Raw genomic sequence first — 22,892 nt, 5'->3', positions numbered from 1 at the left:
CACCGTTCACGATGCCCGCATGCGTAGCGAAGGGACCTCCCGGATGCCCCAGCTTGACGGCGCCTCTCTGCTCAAAGCGGGAGCGCGCAGTGTCCTCCGTCCGCACCGACTCGCGGTCGGCGATACGGCGCCGGCCGTGGCGGAGGCGGCGCACGGCCTCCTCGCCGGGCCGACGGGGCTGGGTACGTCGGCGGCCCGCCTGTTCCGCACGGCCGTTGCCGAGGCCGAAACCGCTCCCGACCGGCCCGCGGACGGCGGCTCGGACAAGCGCTCGGACGGCGGCTCGGAGGAGCGCTCCGAGGGGTCTTCCGTCCGTGTGCCGCCGCTCTACTGCCCGGATGCCGAGCGGGACGACCCGGCCCTCGGCGAAGAGGTGAACAACCGACTGGTCGAGTGGGCCGAGGAGATCGGCATCTTCCAGGGCCGTCTCGAGCGGCTGCGGTCCCATGACTTCGGGCGGCTGTTCATGCTCGCCCACCCCGACACCGACGACCCCGAACGCATCCTCACCGCGGCCCGTTGCGGCCTCGCCGAGTGGGCCGTCGACGACCACTGGGTCGACGAGGGGGAGGACACCACACCGGAGCTGATCGGTTCACGTCTCGCCCTGGCCCATGCCGTGGTCGACCCGGTCCGCCTCCCGGCCCGCTACCTGGCGGAGTTCGAGAACGTCGTCCGGAAGGAGCCGGTACTGCGCGCGTTCCGCTCGTGCCTCGATCACCTGGCGCGGATCGCGAGCCCCACCCAGGTGGCACGGCTGCGTCACGAACTGGCCGTGATGTTCGTGGGTTACAACCAGGAAGCGGAGTGGCGCAGTTCCGGGCGGACCCCCGCCGTCTGGGAGTACATGCTGCACCGCTACGAGAACGCCTTCTATCCCTGCATGGTCCTGGTCGACCCCGTCGGCGGCTACGAACTGCCGGCCGCGGAGTTCGCCGACGCGCGCGTACGCCGCACCTACCTGTACGCCGGTACGGCCAACGTGCTGCTCAACGACCTGTACTCGATGACCAAGGAAGATCCCACCGACACCAACCTTCCCAATCTCCTCGCCGTCGAGGACAACTGCTCGCTCCAGGAGGCCGTCGACCGCGCGGCGTGCATCCACGACGAGCTCATGCACACGGTGGAAGCCGAGTGCGCCGTCCTGAGTGCCGCCGGCTCCCCCGAACTGCGGCGCTACCTGGCCGGGCTGTGGGCCTGGATGGGCGGCAGCAAGGAGTGGCACGCGACCAGCCCCCGGTACCACGGCGCATCGACCCAGTGAATCCATATCAGTTCATCAGCTATCGGAAAGAGAAGACACGGTGACCATTCAGGAGACCCCCGCCTCGGTTCTCGCCAGCGCCTACCAGCGGTCCGTCGCCGATTACTGGAACCGCGAGAAGAACCCGGTGAACCTCCGCCTCGGTGAAGTGGACGGCATCTACCACCACCACTACGGAATCGGTGACGCCGACTGGTCGGTCCTGGAAGGGCCGGAGGAGACCCGCGACGAGCGGATCACCGCCGAACTGCACCGCCTGGAGTGCGCGCAGGCGGATCTGCTGCTGAGCCATCTGGGGCCCATCGGCCCCGACGATCACCTGCTGGACTCCGGGTCGGGCCGCGGAGGCAGCAGCCTCGTCGCCAACCAGAGGTTCGGCTGCCACGTCGACGGAATCTCCATCTCCGAGACCCAGGTGGCCTTCGCCAATGAGCAGGCCGAGAAGCGCGGCGTGGCCGACAAGGTGCGCTTCCATCTCAAGAACATGCTGGACACCGGCTTCGAGACGGGCCGTTTCCGGGCCATCTGGAACAACGAAAGCACCATGTACGTCGACCTGTCCCAGCTGTTCCCCGAGTACGCCCGGATGCTGAGCCACGGCGGCCGGTACGTGACCATCACCGGCTGCTACAACGACGCCTACGGGCTGCCGTCCCGCGCCGTCAGCGAGATCAACGCCCACTACATCTGTGACATCCACCCGCGGAGCAGCTACTTCAAGGAGATGGCGAGGAACCGTCTCGTCCCCGCCGCCGTGGTGGACCTGACCGAGGCCACCATCCCGTACTGGGAGCTGCGCGCCCAGTCACCGCTGGCCACGGGCATCGAGAAGGCCTTCCTGACCGCGTACAAGGACGGCAGCTTCCAGTACCTGCTCATCGCGGCCGACCGGGTCTGATCGCGTAGCGCTTTTCGGTCCCCGGCGCATCGCCGTCGGGGACCGACGCCTGGCCCCCTCCTGCCGGTCCCGGCCTTGGCCAGGCCCGCCTCGGCCCTGCCTCAGGTCTGCCTAGGCTCCCCCCTCAGGTCCGTCTCAGGTCCGCGTCAGCACCTTCCGGAGGACCGTCGCCGCGCTGATATCGCGGTCCCTGGTCGCCGTGAGAAGGGTGAGGGGGCCCTGCCGGGCCAGTTCCTCAAGGTGCCGGAGGGCCGTCGCGCGGGATGCGTCGCGCAGTTCCGCGCGGTAGCGGCGCTCGAACTCCTCGAAGAGGGCAGGATCGTGTCCGTACCACGTGCGCAGCTCGGTGGACGGTGCGACGTCCTTGCACCACTCGTCGAGTGCGGCAGCGTCCTTTCTCAGGCCACGTGGCCAGATGCGGTCCACGAGTACGCGGCTCCCGTCCGCCTCCTCGGGCGGGTCGTAGACCCTGCCCACCCGCACCTGCCGTGACTGCCCCATGAGCCCATCGTCCGGCCCGGCCGTGCGGAGCGCACCCGGGGCGTCTCACACCCCCGCCCTGAAGTCCGCCGCCCGTGCTCCAAAGCCGCAGCCGGGGCGGTAGCAGCGGATCGACATATGCCCCCAAGTCATTACTCCGGTCGAGTTCGGCCGGGGCAACTCGACAAGAACTGACTCCGAGTTCTAGTGGAAGCGTCCCTTCCTCATGCAGTGAACCTCATTGAGGATCGTGTGACATCCGGAAGCACCCCGTCCGCTTCTTCCGCTCTGCACTCTTATGAGGACTCATGTTGGCCCCATTCGACTTCCATGCCGCTCCCGCTGGATGGAGATCCGGTGAAGGTTCCGCCCTCTGTGTGCCTCGAAGGCGAGGAGCTTTGGGCCGTATCACCTCGCGGTATACCCGGCGGAAGTCATATCGCCCAGCGAATGGGGGAGCGCTGGCGCGTTGAGATTCCGGATCGGTCGCCCGAACAGCACATCCGTCCGCCCGTCTCCGGAGGATCCGGTAACCCTCCATGCCGCGTATGACGCACAGGGTTCACAGGGTCTACAGGACCCACGGGACGCACAGGCCGCACAAGCCGTACATACCGGAGAGCCGGAGACCGCCGAAGCACCTCTGTCGGATCACGAGATAGACCTCATAAGGACCTCCCTCGCGGTGGTCGAACCCCTTGCGGGGGAGATAACGGTCTACTTCTACGCAATCCTTTTCGCTCGCTACCCCGAAGTCCGTCCGATGTTCCCGGAAGGGATGGACACCCAGCGCGATCGCCTTCTGCGGGCACTGCTGCGCATCGTGGATCTGGTCGACGACCCCGAGCATCTCGTCCGCTTCTGCGGAAACCTCGGCCGCGATCACCGTAAGTTCGGCACCCTCGCCGCGCATTTCCCGGCCGTAGGCGAGTGCCTCCTCGCCTCTCTGGCCCGGTACGCCGGCCCCGCATGGACCCTGGACATCGCCGCCGCCTGGACGAAGGCGTACGGGACCGTCGCCCAAGTCATGATCAGCGCGGCCGAGCAGGACGAGGCGGTACGGCCCGCCGTGTGGCCCGCCACCGTCGTGCACCGCGTCTCGCGCGGAAACGGAATCGCCGAAATCACCGTACGCCCCCATATTCCCTATGAGTACGCTGCCGGCCAATATGCGAGCATCGAGACTCCTTGGTGGCCGAAGCGGTGGCGTTACTATTCCGTCGCCAACGCACCTCGTGAGGACGGCACACTCACCTTTCACGTGCGCGCAGTGGACGGCGGCTCGGTCAGCAATGCACTGGTGCACCGAGCGGTGGTGGGCGACGTACTCCGGCTGGGGCCCCCGATGGGCGACATGGTCCTGGATGCGGCCGACCCCTACAGCGAACTGCTCTTCGTGGCCGGGGGCACCGGTCTCGCCCCGATCCGCGCACTCATCGAAGAGGTCGCCCGCCGAGGGGGACGCCATCAAGTGGACCTTTTCCTCGGGGCCCGGACCAGTGCCGAGCTGTACGGCGTCGACGACATGCTCCGGATGGCCCAACGGAACCACTGGCTGACGATCAGGGGCGCAGTCTCCGACGAGTACATTCCCGGAATCCGTGGATCCCTGCCGGACGTACTGGCCGAGTACGGGCCGTGGTACCAGCACGACATCTTTCTCAGCGGCCCGGCTCAGATGGTCGCCTCGGCCAGGCACATGCTCACCCTCAGCGGCACCCGGCCCGACCGTATCCATCACGACCCGTTCGAGACTCCGGTCCTGTCCACTCCCTGAGTCGTACGCCCCTATCCGCCTTGCCAGGAGAACCCTTCGTGACTTCGCCTCCGCCGCCTTTGGGATCAGCGGGTGAACACCGGCTGCAGCAGCACCTCGGTACCGCGGACCGTGCTGCCCGGTTCTACGACCAACAGGTGCGTCGCCATCTCACACCCGAGATGCGGGACTTCATCGGCCGCCAGGCAATGGTCTTTCTGTCCACCGCCGACTCCCACGGCGAGTGCGATGCCAGCTTTCGGGCCGGGCCGCCGGGGTTCGTCCACGTGATCGACGCCTATACGCTCGTCTACCCGGAATTCCGCGGGAACGGTGTGATGGCCAGCGCCGGCAACATGGTCGAGAACCCTCACCTCGGCATGCTCTTCGTGGATTTCACCCACCATCGCGTGGGGCTGCACGTCAACGGAGTGGCCCACCTCTACCACGACAGCGACCTACGCCGTATCCATCCCGGACTGCCCACTGACGTCGCACCCGGGCGCAGCCCGGAAATGTGGGTCCATCTCGCGGTCGAGGAGGCCTACATCCACTGCTCCAAATACATACCCCATCTGGTGCCGGCCCCCCGTCCCGCCGGCCGCGACGCAGCCCGTCCCAAGGACGCGGAGTATTTCACCAAGCCCCGTGCGACATCCTGGCCGAACCTTCCGTGAACATGGGAGTGTGGACGGGAACCGGGATGTGGACGGGGCCGGGTCGCCGGGCGTGCTCCAGGTGGCGCCGACGGCGCGGACTGCGGTGGCGTGGCTGCCGCCGCAGGAGCTCTGGCCGGCGATTCAGGACATCCGCTGGGAGCACGATCCCCAGGTGCGGCGGTGGCCGCCGCATGTGAATCTGCTGTTCGGCTTCGTACCGGAGGAGGATTTCGCGCGGGCGGTGCCGCTGCTGTCCGCCGGGGCGGCGGAGAGCGTGGCGTTCACGGCGCGTCTGTCCGGAGTGCGGTACTTCCGGCATCGGCACTATGCGACGGTGTGGCTCGATCCGGCCGCGGCGGGCCCGGCACCGTGGGCCCGTCTCCGCCGGGAGCTGGGGTCGCGGTTCCCGCTCTGCCGTGAGCGCGGCGGGCGCTTCACCCCGCACCTGTCTCTGGGCCGTACCCAGGACCCGCGGGGTCTGGCGGCCGAGTGCGCCGGCCGGCTCGGCGCACTGTCGGCCGTGGTCGAGGAGGTGGTCCTGCTCTCCCGGCGCGGCGAGGAGCCCATGCGGCCGCGGGCCGTGATCACGCTGGGCACGGGCCGGGTCCGCCGGCTGCCGGAGCGCTGAGGCGAGCGTGCCCGGCGGCGGCCTGGCGCGCCGGGGGCGTCGATGCCGCGTAGGCCGACGGCGCCGCCCGGCGTCGCCGTCGGCCTACACGGTCAGGAGCGGATCAGGAGCAGGTCACGAGCGGGTCAGGAGGACGCGCCGAAGTTCTGCGTCCACCACGGGCCGTTCGAGGCGAAGTTGATGCCCACGCCGATCTCCTTGAAGGAGCAGTTGAGGATGTTGGCGCGGTGACCGGAGCTCTTCATCCAGCCGTCCATCGCCGTACGGGCGTCCTTGGGGCTCTTGAAGATGTTCTCGCCGTATGTGCTCCAGCGGTACCCGGCGGCGGTCATCCGATCGCCGGGGCTCTTGCCCTCCGGGCTGGTGTGGGCGTAGTAGTCGCGGGCGGCCATGTCGTCGGAGTGGCCCTGGGCCGCCGCCTGCAGCTTCGCGTTGATGGTGAGGGGTGAGCAGCCGGCCTTCGCACGCTCCGCGTTGACCATGTCGACGACCTGCTGCACGTGCTTGCCGTTCGCGCCGCCGGCCTGGGCGCCGCCACCGCCACCGCCGCCGGCCGCGGGCTTACGGGCGCTGCCGCCGGAGCCGTTGCCGCTCGCGCTGCCCGTCGAGGACGTCTCCTTGGCCTTGGCGGGCGTCCGGGCGTCCGGCTCGTCCCCGGCCCCGGCCTCGGTCTTGGCCTCGGTCCCGGTCTGGTCCTTCTTCTTCTCCTGGTCCCGGTCCTTGCCTGCGGCCTTCGACGCGCTCGCGCTGGGGGACGCGCTGTGCGCGGTGGGAGCCGACGAGGCGGCCGCCGCTGCGGTGAGGTGGTCCTTCGACGGCTCGGTGGTCCGGTCCGCGGTCGGCTCGGACGCCGCCGCGGCGCCCGAGCGGGTCTCCCCGCCGCCCGACAGCGACTGGGCCACGCCGTACCCGCCGCCCACGACGGCTATCAGACCCACCGTCCCGCCTATGACCATCGCCCGCCGGGGGCGCCGGCCACGGTGGCGGCGCGGGCGCCGGGTGCCGTCGGATGCCGGGTCGAACGTCGGAGTCTCGGGTTCACGATTCACGTGGATCACTTCCGGTGCGGGGTCACTGAGTGCTGGTCCAACACTCAGGAGACGCCGCGGCCGGGCCCGGATAACAAAAATTCGTGAACGACGTCCGCCGATCCGCCGACTCGCTGCCCGCGCGGCCTGCGCCCCGGCTTCCGGCGTCAGACCGTGTCCAGCGCCGGGGCGATGACCGCGAAGGCGCGGTCGATCAGTTCGGCGGGGTCCTCGGCCCCGTCGCTGCCGCTCCACCGGTGCAGCACGGCGTCGAAGGCGTTGAGCGCCATCCCGGCGGCCAGCCGTGGATACAGGTCGGAGTCGGGGTCGAGCCCCAGGCGCTGCGCCAGTTCCGCCGCCAGGTCGTCGCGCCACTGTGCCTGACGTTCCAGGAAGCGCGCGTGCAGGGCGGGAGTGCGCAGGATCAGCTGCACCACTCGCAGCGCCCTGTCGGAGTGGTCGGCGCAGGTGGCGATGGGCACCCCGACGGCGCACTGCAGCGCCGCGGACGGGCGCTCCTCGGCGGAGCGGGCCGCCAGCTCCGCGCGCATGTCGGCGCCCATGTCGGCCAGGAACTGGACGACCACGTCCTCCTTGGAGGCGAAGTAGCGGAAGAACGTCCGCTTGGAGACGCCGGCGGTCGTCGCGATCTCGTCGATGGTGACCGCGTCGAACCCCTTCAACGCCAGTAGTTGCAGCGCTGCTTCGGTCAGCTCGTTCGAGACGAGCTGACGTTTGCGCATGGCCATGGTCACTTCAGGGCGGGAACTCACCGAACGATGGTAACGCCATGCCTCGAATGGCACCTAGTGACATCTTGACACTCAGTGACACGAGCGGCAATGTATGTCGCATGACGAAGCAGCAGCGATGGACTGCCGATCAGATAGCGGACCAGACGGGGCGGGTGTTCGTCGTCACCGGAGCCAACAGCGGCCTCGGCCTGGCGACCACCCGGGCGCTCGCCCGCCGGGGTGCACATGTGATCCTTGCGGTACGTGACGAGGAAAAGGGCCGCCGGGCGGTCGCCGATATCACCGCCGAACAGCCGGGCGCCCGTCTCGAAGTGCGCCACCTCGACCTGGCCGATCTCGATTCGGTCAGGGCATTCGCCGACGGTCTGCACGCCGACCACCGGCGGCTGGACGTGCTCATCAACAACGCCGGTGTGATGGCGCCGCCGCGCTCACTGAGCGCGCAGGGTCACGAACTGCAATTCGCGTGCAACCACCTCGGCCACTTCGCGCTCACCGGACTGCTGCTCGACCTGCTCACCGCGGGGCACGACCCCCGCGTGGTCACGGTGAGCTCGGTCAACCACCGGAAGGCGAAGATCCGCTTCGATGACCTGATGGGCGAGCGCAGCTACTCGCCCATGGGCTTCTACAACCAGTCGAAGTTCGCCAACGCCGTCTTCGGGCGAGAACTCCACCTGCGGCTGACCCGGGCCGGCAGCCCTGTGCGCAGTGTGCTCGCCCACCCCGGCTACACCGCCACCAATCTGCAGACGAGCGCGCCGATCGGCCTGTGGCGGGTCGTATTCGGCACGATCGGAAATCCACTGCTCGCCCAGGCTCCGGCCGACGGCGCACTGCCGCAGCTGTACGCCGCGACGGACCCGAATGCGGAGAGCGGCCAGTTCATCGGGCCGGACGGCATGGCCGAACTGCGCGGCGGCCCCACGCGGGTGGAGCTCGCTCCTGCCGCAGCCGACGGTGCGACCGGCCGGCGCCTGTGGGAGCTGTCGGAACGGCTCACCGGCGTACGGTTTGTGATTCCCGCCTGTGCCTGACCGGCTCTCGGAACGGCTTGAGCGGGGCGCTTCTTGACCTGAGCCTCTGGTCAGGCACAAGGGGTGCCCGGCCGGGCCGGTGCGCTGTGCTGCAGGGCGACCACCGCAGGCCCGACGGCGCGGGGGTCAGCGATGGGTACGCGCCGCGGTGTCACGTGCTCCGGCCTGCCGCGGTACCGGCGGGGCGGGCAGGCGGTACTCCGCGCAGCTGCCGGGGATCCGTACGCCCGCGGCGCGCAGTTGGTCCAGCCGGCGGTGGTAGGCGGCGCCGCGCAGGAGGTGTTCGGCGATGGCGGTGGCGTGACGGTGTTCGGGGGCGGCCAGTGCGCTGCCCGCGGTCCAGTCGTTGAACGCGCCCATCGCCGGGCCGCACCAGATCTGCCAGTCCTCGGCGCGGTCGTCCGCCCCTGTGGTCGCCCATCGTGAGGCCATGGCCAGGTACCAGCGGAAGATCAGGGCCATCCGGTGCTTGGGGTCCTGCTCCGCCCGGGCGAGCTGAGTGGGGTGACGGTCCTTCAGGTAGTCGGCGGTCTCCTGCCACACCCGGTCCAGGGGCATCCCGAAGGTCCGCTCCAGGCGCCGCTGTTCGGCGTCGGGCAGCGCGTCCAGTGCGGGGTGGTCGCGGTACAGGCGGTACAGCCGTCCGGCGCGGCCCGGGAAGAGCGTGCCACGGCCGAGGACCTGCACGGTGACACCCTGCTCGAACATGTCGGCGGCCGGCGCCATGACGCAGTCCGCCGGGCCCGCTTCGGCCAGCAGGCGCTTGACGGCCGGCGAGGTCGCGGCCTCGACGGTGCCCTGGTTGACCGAGCCGGTGACGACGTAGTCCGCGCCGAGGGCGAGAGCGGCGGCCACGGCGCGGGGTGTGCCGATGCCGCCGGCCGCGCCGAGACGCACCGGGTCACCACCGGGGTGGGGCAGGCCGAGCCGGTCGCGCAGCCGCGCGATGGCCGGGAGGAGGACGGTCAGCGGCCGGCGGTCGGTGTGGCCCCCTGAATCGGCTTCCACGGTGATGTCGTCGGCCATCGGCACCGCGCGGGCGAGAGAGGCCTGTTCGACCGTGATCTCGCCGCGGGCCAGCAGCTCGGTGACGAGTGCTTCGGGTGCGGGACGCAGGAACAGCTCCGCGGTCTCGGAGCGGGAGATCTTGGCGATCACCCGGTGCCCGGCTCGGATGCCGCCGCCGGGTGCGGGGCGCAGTCCCGTGAGGCGGTAGCGCACCAGGGCCGGGGTGAGCTGGACGAAGGCGGACGCCTCCACGCAGCGCACGCGGTGGCGCAGACAGAGGTCCACGCAGGTCCGTTCGGCCTCCGGCGCCATGGGGCTGTGGATCAGGTTGCAGGCGTACGGCGCGTCACCGAGCCGTTCCTCCAGACTCCCGAGCGCCTCCCGCAGACGGGACGCGGGCAGGCCGGCGGCGCCGAAGGAGGCGAGATGACCGGCGCGGGACATCGCGACGACGAGGTCCTCGCCGGCGATGCCGCCGGCCATGGCGCCCGCCATGTAGGCGGAGCGCACGCCGTGGTGGCGCGCGAAGGCGGCCGAGCCGAGGCGGTGGGGCGGCTGGGGGCCGGCCGCGGCGAGCAGGGCGGTGGGGGAGCCCGGCGCGGGGCGGTCGTGGGTGACCCCCACGCGCCCTCCGACGGCGACGACGTAGCACGGCAGGTCGAGCGCGGAGAGGACCGCGTAGACGCCGTCCGCGTCGTGGTGCACGGTCATCGCCCGGCCTCCCGCCCCGCCCCCGGCCGGACGGCCAGAGCGATGTTGTCCACCTGATAGACCCGCAGGTCGTCGCGCCATACGCTGCCGTCCGCACGGACGAGCAGCCGGTCGCGCTCCTGCCGCACCTCGCGGATGTGTGCCTCGCCGCGCACCCGCCCGTGGTGGCGCAGGATCTGGCCCCGGTAGGACCACCGCAGTTCCTCGCCGACCGCGAGGGCGAACCACGGGCTGCACAGATGATCGGCGAGTCCGGTGCGCAGGACGCATGCCTGTACGGCCTGGAAGAGCATCTGCACCCCGACCGATCCGGGCAGCACCGGGTCGTGGGGGAAGTGCTGGTCGAAGAACCAGTCATCGTCGCGCACCGGTTTGCCGCACCACACGTACCCCGCGCCGTGGTCACCGCCGCCGGGCACCACGACCACCTCTTCGAGCAGGGCCAGCCGGCCGCTGCCCGTGCGGCTGTCGTCACGCAGATCCAGCCGGACCGCCCCGGCCGGGCTCTCGGGCCGGCGCTCCAGCCACGGCGCGACATACCTGCCACCGTCCAGGCCCTGTTGCCTCGCCAGCACCTCGGCCGTGAAATAGCCGTGCGTCGCCTCACCGACACAGAACGCCTCGCCGCCGGTGCTCAGCTCGAAACCGGAGCGCTGCATCACCGCTCCCGGGAGGGGCACGGACGAGCGCAGGACGGCATCCTGAACCACCGTCATCGCGCGCAGGTCGGTCTCGTGGATCAGCATGGCCCGGCCCTCGAGATTGCGGCACACGAAGTCGCGGTCGGGGTACTCCCACGTCATGCCGGACAGACCGCCGAGCAGTCCCAAGGTCTGGAGTGCCATCTCCATCAGGGCGAACGCCGGGACCCCGGGGCCGCCGCTCTCGCGGCAGTACCAGGGGTCGGCCGGGACGTCGTACTCGGCGGTCAGCCTGCTGCCGAGCCGCTGCGGTGGCGGGCCGGTCTCGGTGTGCGTGCAGCGGTCCACCATCCTCAGGTCGGTGCGGGGCAGCCGGGGCCGGGTCCGGGTCGCGGTCGGCTGCGCACCGAAGGAGGCGAACACCTCCACCGGGTCGCCGTCGGCCACCTGCGCGATGTGCCGTTCGTCGAGGACCACCGGGCCGCCCGACGCCGACTTGCGGCAGCTGAGCCGCTCGGGATGGGGCGTGACGTCGGAGCCCGGCCGCTCCCGCACGGTCACTCCGAGTGCCCGCAGCCGGGCCACCGTCCGCCCGGCCGCGGTGACGCGGCAGTCGGCGGTGGCGTACGGGCGGGGCGCCAGACCGAGTCCGGTCACCTCGACGGTGAAGCGCAGTGCGCTCGTGAATGTCGCCGCAGGGTCGAGGACTTCGACCCTCATGGGGCTATCGGATGAGGGGACCACTCGTGCCCCGGGCAGGCACAGGTGCATGCCCTGGTGGAAGACGTACACCCGCAGTGCCTCGGTGGCCGCCGCGACCAACCACGGCCACACCGGTTCGGGGTCACCCGCGGTCCCGGCGCCGGCCGTGGCCGGACGGGCGGTTGCGACGAGCAGTCCTTGGCCGTACGGGCCGCCGCGGGGCTCGATGACGGAGATCTCCTCCAGCAGGCGGGCGGGCCATCGCTCGGGCAAGGACTCCGGCTCCACGCCGTCCTGGTCGAAGGCGTCGCCGAGGACACCGGTGATGTCCCCGGCGGCGAGCGCGTCGAGCCCGGACGCGGACAGCCGGTGCACAGCGGTACGGGCGAGGGGCCGGAACTCCGGGGGAACGGCGGGCACAGGGCGTTGCGCCGGTTCCTCCTCCTGCAGGTCCGCAGTGCTGCGCACGATCGAGACGATGAGCCGCCGATCGCCGTCGTGGACCAGGCAGCGGGGCTCGGCGGCGCCGGATCCGGCGAGGTGGGCATGGAGCTCGGTGGGTTCGAACGGTACCTGCCCCTGCCAGGTCACCTCGTAGGTGCCCGGCTCGGCGGCGTACGGCAAGCGGGCCGCCCCGGCCCGCAGCACCGCGGCCGCGCCGCCCAGCCGTGCCCACGCGTGATGGCCACGCGGGGGCGGTCCCGTGGGCGTGCCGGGCCCGGCAAGGTGGGCCTGGCGACGGCTGATGGCCCGGTGTGCTTCGAGTACCGTGGCGTGGGCGCGCTGTACTTGCCGTGCGATGCGCCGGGCCGGGTCCGCCGGCGAGGCGCTGTCCGCCGACGCGGGCCGCTCCGACGGCACAGGCCTGCCCGCCGGTGCGACCGTGCTGCCGCTGCCGCCCGGCGGAAGTGCCGAGGCCCCGCCCCACAGTTCGGCGAGAGGGACGCCGTCGAAACCGAGCTCGTCCGTCGTTCCCGGTCCGGTCATGCCGTCTCCCCTGTCGGCGCCCGGCGGCTAGGTGCAGTCATCCGTTCCACCATCTGTTCTTTGCTGAGCCCGACCAGGGTCAGCCCGGACCACCGCTGACGGACGAGTCCGTCCGGGGAACAGGCAGTGACCGTGCAGCGCACGTCGAGCGCGGTCGCCGACTCCAGTTCGGCGACGACGGCGAACGGCGCGTCGTCCGGGAGCGGTGCGAACAGCTCCACGCGTTCGACGCTGACCGGTGCGCAGCTGTCCTCATGGCGGTGACGCCCCAGCAGAGCGGCGGCCTGGAGCAGCAGATCGGCCGTGCCGGGGCTGTAGAGGCAGCCGGCGTATGCGCCGTGGGCGAGGAGGGGGTCAGGCAGCCGAGCGGCCAGGACGAGCCTGCCGTCCTCCTCGGCCAGGACGTTGCGCAGTCCTTGCAACGTGGGTCCGTGGAAGAGGAATCCTTCGGCGTAGGCGGGATGCGGCTTGTCCGAGATCACGTAGGGCGGCAGTTCCAGGCGCGGTGCGGCGGGGGCACGGTCGGCGCACCGGAAATCACCTTCGTAGCGCACCCTCGCTTCGTGTTCGTCGTCGAGTGTGTGTACGGTCACCCGGGCATCGGTCTGCGCCGCCTGGGGGTCCGGCACCACGCGGACCACGGCCTGTTTCGGCTGGGAGCCGTCGAAGTACAGGCCCCGGCTGATGCGGAATCCCCGGCACTCCACCACGGGCCGGGCTCCTGCCCGGGCGCTCTCCACGACGTGCAGGCCCCATCCGACGGCGGCCGTCATGGGCAGCAGTGGTGCGCCCGCCCAGCGGTGGTCGGTCAGTACCGGTTCGCCTTCCAGTCCGGCCAGGTCGCGCAGTGCCGTCAGCCCCTTGCCGGGCAGGCTGTCGGACCGGCGGAAGAGCGGAGCGACGGGCCCGATGACGACGACTTCGTCCGCGCTGCGTCCGGGGCGCATCTGGTCGAGGAAGTAGGCGCAGCCCGCGTCGCGCGCCAGCACGGGAACGCCCTGTTGGCGGAAGATCTCCTGTACGGGGGCGGCCATGCCGCCTGCCCACGGGCCCCAGGCGATGGAGGCGACCCTGCAGGTGGGGTGGGCTGCCTTGAAGGCGCAGGCATAGCGGTTGACGGCCTCGTTGGCCAGGGCGTAGTCCGACTGCCGGACGTTGCCCCAGATGCCCGAGACGGAGGAGAAGACCACGAGGTGGCGCAGCCGGGAGACGTCCAGGGCGGTGAGCACGTGGTGCAGGCCGGAGAGTTTGGTGCCGATCACCCGGGCGATGGAGCCGGGCGTCTTGTCCGCCAGGGGCGAGTCGCCGAGGGATCCGGCGGCGTGGATGACACCGGTGATGCGTGAGGCGTGCGGAGCCAGCGCCTGCGCCAGCGCGTCGGCATCGCGTACGTCCGCAGCCAGGTAGTGGGCTTCGACTCCTCGGGCCCGTAGAGCGTCGAGGGTGGAGCGGATCCTGCGACCGGCCAGGATCTCCTGGACCTGCCGGTCGGTGTGGGATCGGTTCTGCGGCTCGTCGGCGCCGTCGTTGTCGTCACCGGCGGCGCGCAGCCGCTCCGCGAGGGCGTCGCGGAGCGCTTCGGGTCCGTCCAGGCCCGCGGCCCACTCCGGTTCCGCGGTGAGAGGTGTCCGGCCGAGCAGCAGGTAGGAGCAGCGGTGCTCGGCGGCGAGGGCTTCGACGCACCAGGCAGTGATGCCGGAGGCGCCGCCGGTGACCAGCAGCACGTCGTCGGGGGAGAGCTCCGCCGTCTGCGGCGGGTGCGGCAGCAGCGGGTCCGGGGCCGTGGACAGTACGGGTGTGCGGCGGCGTGCGGCGTCCACTCCCACCTCGCGGACGTCGGTTGCGGAGTCCGCGATCTCCGCGGCGAAGATCTCTCCGGCCCTCTGGGCGGGCAGGTCCGGGGCGAGGTCCAGGGCCCGGCAGAACAGGGGTGCGGACTCCAGGGCGAGCGTCTTGACCAGGCCGCCGAGACCACCGGCGAAGGCCGCCACCGGATCCTGGCCGGACCCTGCGTAGCCCAGGACGCCGTCGAGCCGGGTGGCGGTGACGAACGCGGCGCGCGAGCCGCCGCGGGCGGTCTCCTCCAGCACGGGGAAGGCGTGCTTGGCCACCAGGACGGCGTGTTGCAGCCGGGCGACGAGCTGATCCGCCGTCGTACCGGCGCTGCGGTCGACCGGCAGGGCGCACAGGTCGATCCGCGAGGTGGCCGCCAGGACATCGGCGAGCCGGTCGGCCAGTGCCGCCTCGGTCCAGTCCGCGAGCGCCCAGGTCTCGCCGTCGGCGCCGTCGGCGCCGGGGAGCGTCAGACGGCACGTGCGCCAGCCGCCGGTCCGCAGGGCTCGGGCCACCGCCGTGCACAGCTCGCCGCCGTCGTCCAGCAGCAGGGCGCACGGCCGGTCGGCGTAGGCGTCGGTGCGGATGTCGACGGCGGGCAGCTCGCGCAGCGTCACGAGGGCCCGGTCGAGCGGCATGACGTCGGCCCGCCGGAGTTCGGGGCGCGCGCCGGTGAGGGTCTGGCGGAGCATCTCGGTGAGTTCGCCGACGGTGCGCGCCTCGGTGAAGCGGAAGAGTTCGTCCCGGGTGATCACGGGATAGCGGCGCCAGAACTCCGCGGCGATCTCGACCTGTTTGAGCGAGTCGATACCGAGGTCCTCCTGGATGTAGAGGTCCGGCTCGATCATGTCGGCGTCGTAGCCGGTCTTCTCGGCGACCACTTGGCGGAAGACCCGCTCCATCTCCGCAAGATCCACCTCCGAGTCGTCCGCCGCCGGCTGTGCCGGGCGCCCGGCCCCCTCCGGGTCGGCCATGAGGTCCGCGAGAGCGGAGGTACGGGGGGCCGGGGGCCGTGCGCTGCCGGAGGCCGCCGGGCGGGGGAACAGCGGGGGCTCGCCCGCGGGGCGGGGCACGAGCGGGTTGCCCGGGCCCGGGGGAGCGGCTGTCTCGGGCGGCCGGCCCGCTGCCCCGTCCCGGGCCCGCGAGTCTGTGGAGGGCCACGTCTGCCGGCCGTCGGGGGACAGGCTCATCAACCGGGTGACGACCTCGCCCGCGCGGGTGTGCGCCTCCCCGAGGGCGATGCTGTGTTCGGTGATGGCGTGGACGGCGGCGGAGAGCGACTCGTCCACCCGTCCGTCGACGGTGCCTGCCGACAGCAGACCGGTGAGCTGCTCTGCGGTGTCCAACTGGTCGTTCAGATACCGGACATGGGCGGTGAGGTGCTCGGCGGCGGCCCGGGACAGCGGGTCCGTCCCGGCCGGTACGGATGGCTGCGGTGATGCCTGCTGCTGTTCCGGGAGGCGCGGGGGCTCGGCCTCTTGTGCGCGCCGGCCGGTCTCCATGGCGAAGTTGGGGCCCTCCAGCAGGCGGGCGACGTTCGAGGCCGTGGGGCGTTGAGGTCGCTCCGGGGCGTCGTAGCGGTTGATGTCCGTCAGCGGCAGTCCCAGTACGGCGAGCCTCAGTGCTGCTTGCTTGAGGACCACCGAGCTGTCGGCGCCGGCGAGGTCGCAGGGGACGGCTTGCGCGCCGCGTTCGCCCAGGGTGCGCTCCACCAGCCCCGTGAGGGTGCGGCCGGGCCCGAACTCGACGAAGACGCGGACGCCGTCTGCGTACATCTCCTCCAGCCGCGCCGCGAACTCCACCGGACGGCGCAGCTGTTCCACGAGCGTGCGGCGATCGGCCTCCGGGCCGGGTCCGTACGTCGCGCCCGCGGTGTTGGCGTAGACGGGCAGAGCAGGCGCGGCGAAGTCCACGGCGGCGCAGGCCGCGGCGAAGGGGGCGAGGGCGTGCTCGACGAACGCGGTGTGGAAGGCCGCGGCGACCGGCAGCCGCTGCACGGGTACCGTCTGCTCGGCGCACCACCGTACGAAGTCCTCGACGGCCGGGGTCGGGCCGCCCACCACCTGTTCGTCCGGTGCGTTGCGGGCGCACACCACCAGCTCGGGGCGGTCGGCCAGCAGCTGCCGCAGTCTGTCGTCCGGTACGCGCAGCGCGGCCATGGCCCCGGGGTCGGTGCTGCCGGGCGGCGGGGACTGCATGGCCTCGCCTCTGGCCCGCGCGAGTGCCAGGAACGCGTCGTCGTCCAGGGTTCCGGCGGCCCACAGCGCGGTCAGCTCGCCGAAGCTGTGGCCGAGTACCGCGTGCGGGGCGAAACCCAGCTCGGTCAGGAAGCGGTACTGCCCCATGGCCAGCGCGGCGATGGCCGGCTGGGCGTACGCGGTGCGCCGCAGACGCTCCTCGGCGCGCTGTTCGTCCCGGGCGCCGGGCGGTGGGAAGACCGTGCGCGCCAGAGTGTCGCCGGGCGGGAAGAGGGCGCCCGCCGCGTCGAAGGCCGCGCGCACGGGCGGCACGTCGAGCAAGGCCCGCAGGCCCATGTCCACGTACTGGCTTCCCTGCCCGGCGAACAGCGCGCCGGCCTTGGCACCGGGCGGCAGGGCGGTGCGGCGGTAGTGGACGCCCCGTGCGTGGTGCCACTCGTCGCGCCCCAGGTTGTTGCGCAGCTGGTCGATCGTGACGGTGAGCAGCTTGGTGTGGTGCTCCTCGCCCTTCGCGACGTACCCCACGCGGGCGTGGCCGGCCGGGACCGGCCCGTCGTCGGGTGCCCCGCCGTTCTCCAGCAGGACGAGCAGTTCCCGTGGGGTGGGGGCGTGCCACAGGCGGGCGCGGGGGGTGCGGTGCAGGACCCGTCGCTCCGGCCGGCCCTGCAGGGGGCGGTGTTCCTCGAGCACGGCGTGGTAGTTCACCCCGCCGAAGCCGAACGCGGAGACGCCGGCCCGGCGCACCGGCCGGGCCGGGTCCAGGACCCAGGGCCGGGTGGTGGTGTTGACGTAGAGGGCGCCGTCCTCGCGGGCGGCCGGGGCGCTGGGAGCGGCGACATTGATGGTGGGCGGCAGCAGCTTGTGGTGCAGGGCCAGCGCGGCCTTGATCAGCCCGGCGGCACCGGCCGCCGCCTTGGTGTGCCCGATCTGTGATTTGACGCTGCCCACGGCGACGTAGCGGCTGTCGTCAGGGGTGGCCATCAGCTCGGCGAGGGCCGTCAGCTCCACTTCGTCACCGGCCGGGGTCCCGGTGCCGTGCGCCTCGATCAGCTCGACGGACCGGGGTGCGCAGTCGGCGTCGTGGTAAGCGCGCCGCAGAGCCGTCAGCTGCCCCTGGCCGCACGGGGCGTAGATGCTCTTGGCGCGGCCGTCACTCGAACTGCCGAGGCCGCGGACGACCGCGTAGATGCGGTTGCCGTCCCGCTCGGCGTCGGTGAGTCGTTTGAGCGCCAGCATGCCGATGCCCTCACCGACCAGAGTGCCGTCGGCTTCGGCGTCGAATGGGCGTACCCGGCCGGTGAGCGACAGCGCAGGGGTCTTGCTGAAGCACATGAAGGACACCACGGAGTTGTCCGCGTCGCACCCTCCCGTGATCATCAGGTCCGCCCGGTGGTTGACGAGCTCGTCGACGGCGGCCCGTACGGCGGTCAGCGAGCTGGCGCAGGCCGCGTCCACGGTGTGATTGGCCGCGCCGAGGTCGAAGCGGTTGGCGACCCGGCCGGAGACGACGTTGCCGAGGATGCCGGGGAAGGAGTCCTCCGTCCACGGCGGCAGCGTGTCGAGATACGTACGGGCGAGCTGACGCGCCTGTGCATCCGGGACCCCGTGCCGGCGCGCGGCATCGGTGATCGCGGGGGCCAGCAGGCGGGCGGCGAGGGGGATGAGGGTGGAGTTGGTGCCGCACACCCCGAGCACCACCCCGGTCCGCGCCGGGTCGTACCACCGGGCCCCCTCGCACCCCGCGTCCCGCAGCACTTCCTTGGCCACCATCAGGCTCAGCAGCTGCACCAGACCCGTGGAGTCGACGGTGTTCGGCGGCATCCCGAACTCGCGGGGGTCGAACACGGCCGGTGACAGGAATCCGCCACGGCGGGCGTAGGTCTTGTCGGGTGCGAACAGATCCGGGTCGTAGTGGTCCTCGGTGCTCCACCAGGCGGGCGGGACGTCGGTGATGCAGTCCCGGCCCGCCACGACGTTGTCCCAGAACTCGCCGAGATCCTCCGCCCCGGGGAACATTCCCGCGAGCCCCACGATCGCGACGGGGGCGTGGGCGAGCCGGTGATCGGCGTCATCATCATTCGTTGGCACGGACACCTCGTTCTTGTTCCGCCTTGTTCCGCCGCGTACGGCATGAAGCAGCCGTCCGCTGACCGCCACTGCTCACCACGGGGAAGGGGGCGGCACCCCACCTGTCAGAGCAAACGACCACCCGCGCAACCGGATACCGAACACCGCAGACATTCGGGGCAGCTCACCTGAACAGGGGACACCTCCGCTGAACGGAGGACACACGCGGCACCCGTTGCCCCGAGAAGCGGAAACATCGCCTTCACGTTCGAGGAGGCGACAGGAAATACGCCCTGCCTAGCGTTCCCCGTGGCCGGCTGCGAAGCCGCCGCAGCCACTGCACGCCCAGGAGATCGCATGAGTAGCACCGAGCCACGACTGAAAGAACCCGCCGGCCGTGAGGAGTCTCCGCACGCCGGATCCGACCCCGGGGCGGGTCTCGGGGCTGACCTCAGGGCCGACCGTAGGGCCGGTCTCGGGGCTGACGTCGGGGTCGACGCCGAGCACGCGGCCCGGGAGACCCTGGAGGACTACACCCTCCGGTTCGCCCCGCGCAGCTACCGCCGCTGGACACCGATGGTCGTGGCGACCACCGCGATGGGCGGGATCGCCTACATGGCCGACTTCTCGATCGGCGCCGGCATCGGCCTCACGCACGGCACCGGAAACGCGCTGGCCGCGATCCTCGTCGCCGCCGTGGTCATCTTCGTCACCGGCTTCCCGCTCGCCTACTACGGGGCGCGCTACAACATCGACCTGGACCTGATCACCCGCGGCTCCGGCTTCGGCTACTACGGTTCGGTCCTGACCAGCGTCATCTTCGCCAGCTTCACCTTCATCTTCTTCGCCCTCGAAGGGGCGATCATGGCGCAAGGGCTGAAGCTCGGCCTGGGACTGCCGCTGTGGCTGGGCTATCTGCTCTCGACGTTCATGGTGATACCCCTGGTCGCCTACGGGATGAAGGCCCTCAGCAAGCTTCAGGTGTGGACGACGCCTGTGTGGTTGCTGCTGATGGTGGGACCGCTGGTCTACCTGATGGTCACCGACCCGGGGACGGTGGACCGCTGGCTGTCCTACGCGGGCACCGACGGCCGGGGCGGGGTGGACACGGCCTCGGTGCTGCTGGGCTCCGGCGTCTGCCTGTCACTGATCGCGCAGATCGGCGAGCAGATCGACTATCTGCGCTTCATGCCTCCCCGCACCGATGCGAACCGGCGCGCGTGGTGGACGGCGGTCGTGGCGGCCGGCCCGGGCTGGGTCGTGCTCGGTGCGCTGAAGCAGGCGATCGGGGTCTTCCTCGCCGTGTACGTCATCGCCTCCGTGGGGCCGGTGGCCGCAGCCGAGCCCATTCAGCAGTTCAAGGCGGCCTTCGATGCGATGATGCCCTCGTGGCTGGTCATCCCGCTGGCCGTGGCCCTGGTCGTGATCAGCCAGATCAAGATCAACGTGACCAATGCCTACTCCGGCTCGCTGGCGTGGACCAACTCCTTCACCCGGCTCACCAAGCGCTACCCGGGACGCATGGTGTTCGTCCTGCTCAACCTGGCCTGCGCGCTGGCCCTGATGGAAGCCGACATGTTCAGCTTCCTCAACCGCGTCCTGAGCTTCTACTCCAACTGCGCCATCGCCTGGGTCGTCACCGTCGCCACCGACATCATGGTGAACAAATACCTGCTGAAACTCTCCCCGCACGCACCCGAGTTCCGGCGCGGCATGCTCTACGCGGTCAACCCCGTGGGCACGGTCGCCTTCACCGCCGCCTCCGGGCTGTCGATCGCCATGTACTTCCACGCCCTCGGCGACGCGCTCCAGCCCTACTCCCCGGTCGCGGCGGCACTGATCGCCTTCGTCCTCACCCCGCTGATGGCCGTCCTGACCAAGGGGCGCTACTACCTGCGCCGCACCACGGACGGGATCGACGAACCCCTCCTCGACGCCGGCGGAAACCCCAGCGCCACGCTCTACGAGTGCCACGTATGCCGGCAGGAATTCGAACGCCCGGACGTGGCCGCCTGCCCCGCTCACGACGCGGTGGTCTGCTCCCTGTGCCTGAGCACCGACGGAGCCGGCGAGCACGTACTCCCGGCGTCGCCGGCCGCAGCCTGATGTGCCGGGCCGGTTTCAGGCAAGCGCCGAGCAGGTGAGGGAGGTGAGGGCGTCATGAAGGGAGGAGTCGCCGGGCGGGCGGTCGCGCCAGCGGGCGCCGATGTGGCCGTCCGGCCGGATGAGGAGAGCGCCGTGTGAGCGGAGGCCGCACAGCTCGGCGTGCTCGTCGGGAAGCGTCTCGACGCGGAGCGGCCATGGCGCGGCGGCCTGCTGCTCCCAGGGGGTGGGATCCGGGGTGAGCAGGGTGAACCATTCGCCGAAGGCGTCGAGCGTGGACCGGCCGGGGGCGAGCCAGAGGTGTGGCATGCGGCGGCCGGGGTCTGCGGTGGGGACGTAGTCCGTGCCTGTGCCGGACGGCTCGGGCGGTGCGGTGTGGTCGGCGAGCACGGCGTCGGAGCGGTAGCTGACGCCGAGCACGAGGCCGAGCTGGGCGAAGTACCGTTCCGACCAGGGAAGTTCCATCCGGGCCGGTGCTGATTCGCCGGTTCGGAGCTGATCGCGGCGCCGGTCCTGCACCTGCATCATGAGCTGGGCGTTGGACACCGCCTGGCGGAGAGTCTCGTGGGCGACGGGGTGCCGTTCCGTCTCATAGGTCTCCAGCAGGCCCGGCCCTGCCCATCCGTGGAGAACGCCCGCCAGTTTCCAGCACAGGTTGTGCACGTCCGCGACGCCGGTGTTCATCCCCAGGCCACCGACGATGGGGATCGCATGCGCGGCATCCCCGGTCAGCAGGATCCGGCCGTGGCGGAAGCGTTCGGCGACGGATGCGTTCATCACCCAGTGCTGGACCCGCAGCACGTCGGCCCGGCCGTCCGCGCCGGGGCCGAGGGCGCGGGAGAGGAGTCCGGACCAGTCGGTGTGCGCGGCGTCTTCGGGTGTGGGAACGAACCAGGCCCAGCCTCCTTCGGGGTAGAGCGGGGCGAACAACCCGTGCGCGGTGAAGTAGACCCCGGCGGGCTGGTGGGCGCACCAGCGGCTGAGATCGGCGTCGAACACGACCGTGGTGAAGCCCCCCAGCTCTCCGGGGCCGGTCGTGCCGATTCCCAGCCGCTGCCGGACGGTGGAGTTCGCGCCGTCCGCGGCGAGCACGTAACGGGCCCGGACGCGGGTCTCCTCACCGTTCTTACGGTCGAGGACGGAGGCCACGACGCTCCCGGGTTCCTCGACCAGGCCGATGAGCTCGACCCCGAACCGCACCGGTGCGTCTGCTGCGGCGAGCAGGAGGGGTTCCAACCGGTCCTGCGAGGTGACCGTGCCGATCACGGGGCTTTCAGGCACCGGCGCGTTGATCCCGACCATCGCCGCCGTGGCGAAGTCGCGGTCCTGAAGGGTGTCGCGGAAGCGGATGCGGCCGTACTCCGGTGCGAACGCGCCGGCCGTGATCTCGGCGCCGATCCCGAGCCCGCGATAGATCTCCATCGAGCGCACGTTGACCAGCCGGGCCCGGGGAAAGGGCGACAGCTCGCCGTGCTTTTCGACCAGCAACGCCCGCACACCCCAGCGCTCCAGCAGCGCCCGGGCGGTGAGCCCGACCGGCCCGCCACCGACGATCAATACGGCCACTTCGGCGTCCGCCATAAGGTCCATCTTCCGCCCTCGGGGGCCGGCCGCAATGTCCGCGCGTCGGCGTACCGCCGAATGCCCTTCCAGGCGGCCGCCCGCTCAGCCGAACTTCACGCTGTGGGGAATCGTCCCCCCTTGGAAGCTCCTCGCCATGTGCGGCTGAAGCGTGCCGACGACCCGCGACTCGCAGTCCCCTGGCTCCTCGTAGAACGTGGCCCTGGTGTCCGTGTCGTTATCCGCCCGCAGGGCACCGCCGACCAGGAGGAAGCACTCGCCGTTTCGCGGGTTGTCGAACGTGAGGTCCTCCCCGTTCGCCGACGCGTAGTCGAACTGGCCCGTGGCGGCCTGCGCGCTGGTGGAGAGACCGGTGGCCAGCACGAGCGCGGCTCCGACCGTCGTCGCGACCCGGCCCAGACGTGTGAGCGTGTACATGAACATCCTCCCCGGCGGGACGATGCCCGCTCCCGCTTTGACTATCGGGCATGACTTAAGGCAGATGAACCGATTCACAGGAGAGTGACGCCCGAGGTCACCCGTATGGGTGGCGTTGAGAACGCCTGTCCCGACT

The 22,892-nt window shown here is 71.2% G+C and carries 15 protein-coding genes; 7 read left to right on the top strand and 8 right to left on the bottom strand.

Going from position 1 to position 22,892, the window contains the following annotated elements; genetic code table 11:
- Positions 1-19 precede the first annotated feature (19 nt).
- Positions 20-1,267, top strand: a complete 1,248-nt coding sequence (locus IE241_RS27035; RefSeq protein ID WP_229899876.1) for a family 2 encapsulin nanocompartment cargo protein terpene cyclase — start codon at positions 20-22, stop codon at positions 1,265-1,267.
- A 40-nt stretch (positions 1,268-1,307) separates the two neighbouring features.
- Positions 1,308-2,165 (top strand): geranyl diphosphate 2-C-methyltransferase, encoded by an 858-nt coding sequence (locus IE241_RS27030; protein WP_190024447.1) that lies wholly within the window; start codon positions 1,308-1,310, stop codon positions 2,163-2,165.
- A 135-nt stretch (positions 2,166-2,300) separates the two neighbouring features.
- Here IE241_RS27030 and IE241_RS27025 read toward each other — a convergent pair whose 3' ends face one another.
- Positions 2,301-2,666: a DUF488 domain-containing protein gene (locus IE241_RS27025; RefSeq protein WP_190024446.1), complete on the bottom strand. Its 366-nt coding sequence runs from the start codon at positions 2,664-2,666 to the stop codon at positions 2,301-2,303.
- Between the two features lie 664 nt (positions 2,667-3,330).
- Between IE241_RS27025 and IE241_RS27020 the strand changes: the two genes are divergently transcribed.
- The 3 genes from IE241_RS27020 to IE241_RS27010 are packed head-to-tail and all read left to right on the top strand — an operon-like array spanning position 3,331 to position 5,688.
- A complete protein-coding gene (locus tag IE241_RS27020; protein WP_229899874.1) occupies positions 3,331-4,422 on the top strand; it encodes a globin domain-containing protein in 1,092 nt (363 codons plus the stop codon).
- Positions 4,423-4,460: 38 nt separating this feature from the next.
- Positions 4,461-5,078: a pyridoxamine 5'-phosphate oxidase family protein gene (locus IE241_RS27015; protein ID WP_190024445.1), complete on the top strand. Its 618-nt coding sequence runs from the start codon at positions 4,461-4,463 to the stop codon at positions 5,076-5,078.
- Between the two features lie 10 nt (positions 5,079-5,088).
- Complete coding sequence (locus tag IE241_RS27010; protein ID WP_229899872.1) at positions 5,089-5,688, top strand: 2'-5' RNA ligase family protein; 600 nt, start codon at positions 5,089-5,091, stop codon at positions 5,686-5,688.
- Between the two features lie 125 nt (positions 5,689-5,813).
- Here the strand turns inward: IE241_RS27010 and IE241_RS34360 are convergent, their stop codons facing one another.
- Both IE241_RS34360 and IE241_RS27000 read right to left on the bottom strand, forming a co-directional pair.
- Entirely contained in the window at positions 5,814-6,737 is a 924-nt protein-coding gene (locus IE241_RS34360; protein WP_229899870.1) for a CAP domain-containing protein, read from the bottom strand.
- A gap of 146 nt (positions 6,738-6,883) precedes the next feature.
- Entirely contained in the window at positions 6,884-7,465 is a 582-nt protein-coding gene (locus tag IE241_RS27000; RefSeq protein WP_190024511.1) for an acyl-CoA-like ligand-binding transcription factor, read from the bottom strand.
- A gap of 104 nt (positions 7,466-7,569) precedes the next feature.
- Between IE241_RS27000 and IE241_RS26995 the strand changes: the two genes are divergently transcribed.
- Positions 7,570-8,508, top strand: a complete 939-nt coding sequence (locus IE241_RS26995; RefSeq protein ID WP_190024444.1) for an oxidoreductase — start codon at positions 7,570-7,572, stop codon at positions 8,506-8,508.
- Positions 8,509-8,634: 126 nt separating this feature from the next.
- Here the strand turns inward: IE241_RS26995 and IE241_RS26990 are convergent, their stop codons facing one another.
- Genes IE241_RS26990 through IE241_RS26980 form a run of 3 tightly spaced genes read right to left on the bottom strand, consistent with a single transcriptional unit; the run spans position 8,635 to position 18,676 of the window.
- Positions 8,635-10,227: a PfaD family polyunsaturated fatty acid/polyketide biosynthesis protein gene (locus IE241_RS26990; RefSeq protein ID WP_190024443.1), complete on the bottom strand. Its 1,593-nt coding sequence runs from the start codon at positions 10,225-10,227 to the stop codon at positions 8,635-8,637.
- On the bottom strand, positions 10,224-12,557 hold the full coding sequence (locus IE241_RS26985; protein WP_190024442.1) for a hotdog family protein: 2,334 nt from the start codon (positions 12,555-12,557) through the stop codon (positions 10,224-10,226). The genes IE241_RS26990 and IE241_RS26985 overlap by 4 nt, the downstream gene beginning before the upstream one ends.
- Positions 12,554-18,676 carry a type I polyketide synthase gene (locus tag IE241_RS26980; protein WP_229899868.1) on the bottom strand — a complete coding sequence of 2,041 codons (6,123 nt, stop codon included), beginning with the start codon at positions 18,674-18,676 and terminating at the stop codon, positions 12,554-12,556. The genes IE241_RS26985 and IE241_RS26980 overlap by 4 nt, the downstream gene beginning before the upstream one ends.
- Positions 18,677-19,012: 336 nt before the next feature.
- Here IE241_RS26980 and IE241_RS26975 point away from each other — a divergent pair, with 336 nt between their 5' ends.
- Positions 19,013-20,761 carry a purine-cytosine permease family protein gene (locus IE241_RS26975; RefSeq protein ID WP_190024441.1) on the top strand — a complete coding sequence of 583 codons (1,749 nt, stop codon included), beginning with the start codon at positions 19,013-19,015 and terminating at the stop codon, positions 20,759-20,761.
- Positions 20,762-20,776: 15 nt separating this feature from the next.
- Here IE241_RS26975 and IE241_RS26970 read toward each other — a convergent pair whose 3' ends face one another.
- Complete coding sequence (locus IE241_RS26970) at positions 20,777-22,339, bottom strand: FAD-dependent monooxygenase (RefSeq protein WP_229899866.1); 1,563 nt, start codon at positions 22,337-22,339, stop codon at positions 20,777-20,779.
- 84 nt (positions 22,340-22,423) lie between these two features.
- Positions 22,424-22,756, bottom strand: a complete 333-nt coding sequence (locus tag IE241_RS26965) for a hypothetical protein (RefSeq protein WP_190024439.1) — start codon at positions 22,754-22,756, stop codon at positions 22,424-22,426.
- Between the last annotated feature and the right edge of the window lie 136 nt (positions 22,757-22,892).

The organism is Streptomyces hiroshimensis, assembly GCF_014650335.1.
Taxonomy (GTDB): Bacteria; Actinomycetota; Actinomycetes; order Streptomycetales; family Streptomycetaceae; genus Streptomyces; species Streptomyces hiroshimensis.
The sequence above is the reverse complement of the archived record's forward strand: the minus strand, read 5'-3'. Positions and strand labels throughout refer to the sequence as shown.

Bases quoted from the DNA above. Each gene is read 5' to 3' on its own strand.
- IE241_RS27035 (WP_229899876.1), top strand. From the start codon at position 20: ATGCGTAGCGAAGGGACCTCCCGGATGCCCCAGCTTGACGGCGCCTCT.
- IE241_RS27025 (WP_190024446.1), bottom strand. From the start codon at position 2,666: ATGGGGCAGTCACGGCAGGTGCGGGTGGGCAGGGTCTACGACCCGCCC.
- IE241_RS27000 (WP_190024511.1), bottom strand. From the start codon at position 7,465: ATGGCCATGCGCAAACGTCAGCTCGTCTCGAACGAGCTGACCGAAGCA.
- IE241_RS26995 (WP_190024444.1), top strand. From the start codon at position 7,570: ATGACGAAGCAGCAGCGATGGACTGCCGATCAGATAGCGGACCAGACG.
- IE241_RS26990 (WP_190024443.1), bottom strand. From the start codon at position 10,227: ATGACCGTGCACCACGACGCGGACGGCGTCTACGCGGTCCTCTCCGCG.
- IE241_RS26985 (WP_190024442.1), bottom strand. From the start codon at position 12,557: ATGACCGGACCGGGAACGACGGACGAGCTCGGTTTCGACGGCGTCCCT.
- IE241_RS26975 (WP_190024441.1), top strand. From the start codon at position 19,013: ATGAGTAGCACCGAGCCACGACTGAAAGAACCCGCCGGCCGTGAGGAG.
- IE241_RS26970 (WP_229899866.1), bottom strand. From the start codon at position 22,339: ATGGCGGACGCCGAAGTGGCCGTATTGATCGTCGGTGGCGGGCCGGTC.
- IE241_RS26965 (WP_190024439.1), bottom strand. From the start codon at position 22,756: ATGTACACGCTCACACGTCTGGGCCGGGTCGCGACGACGGTCGGAGCC.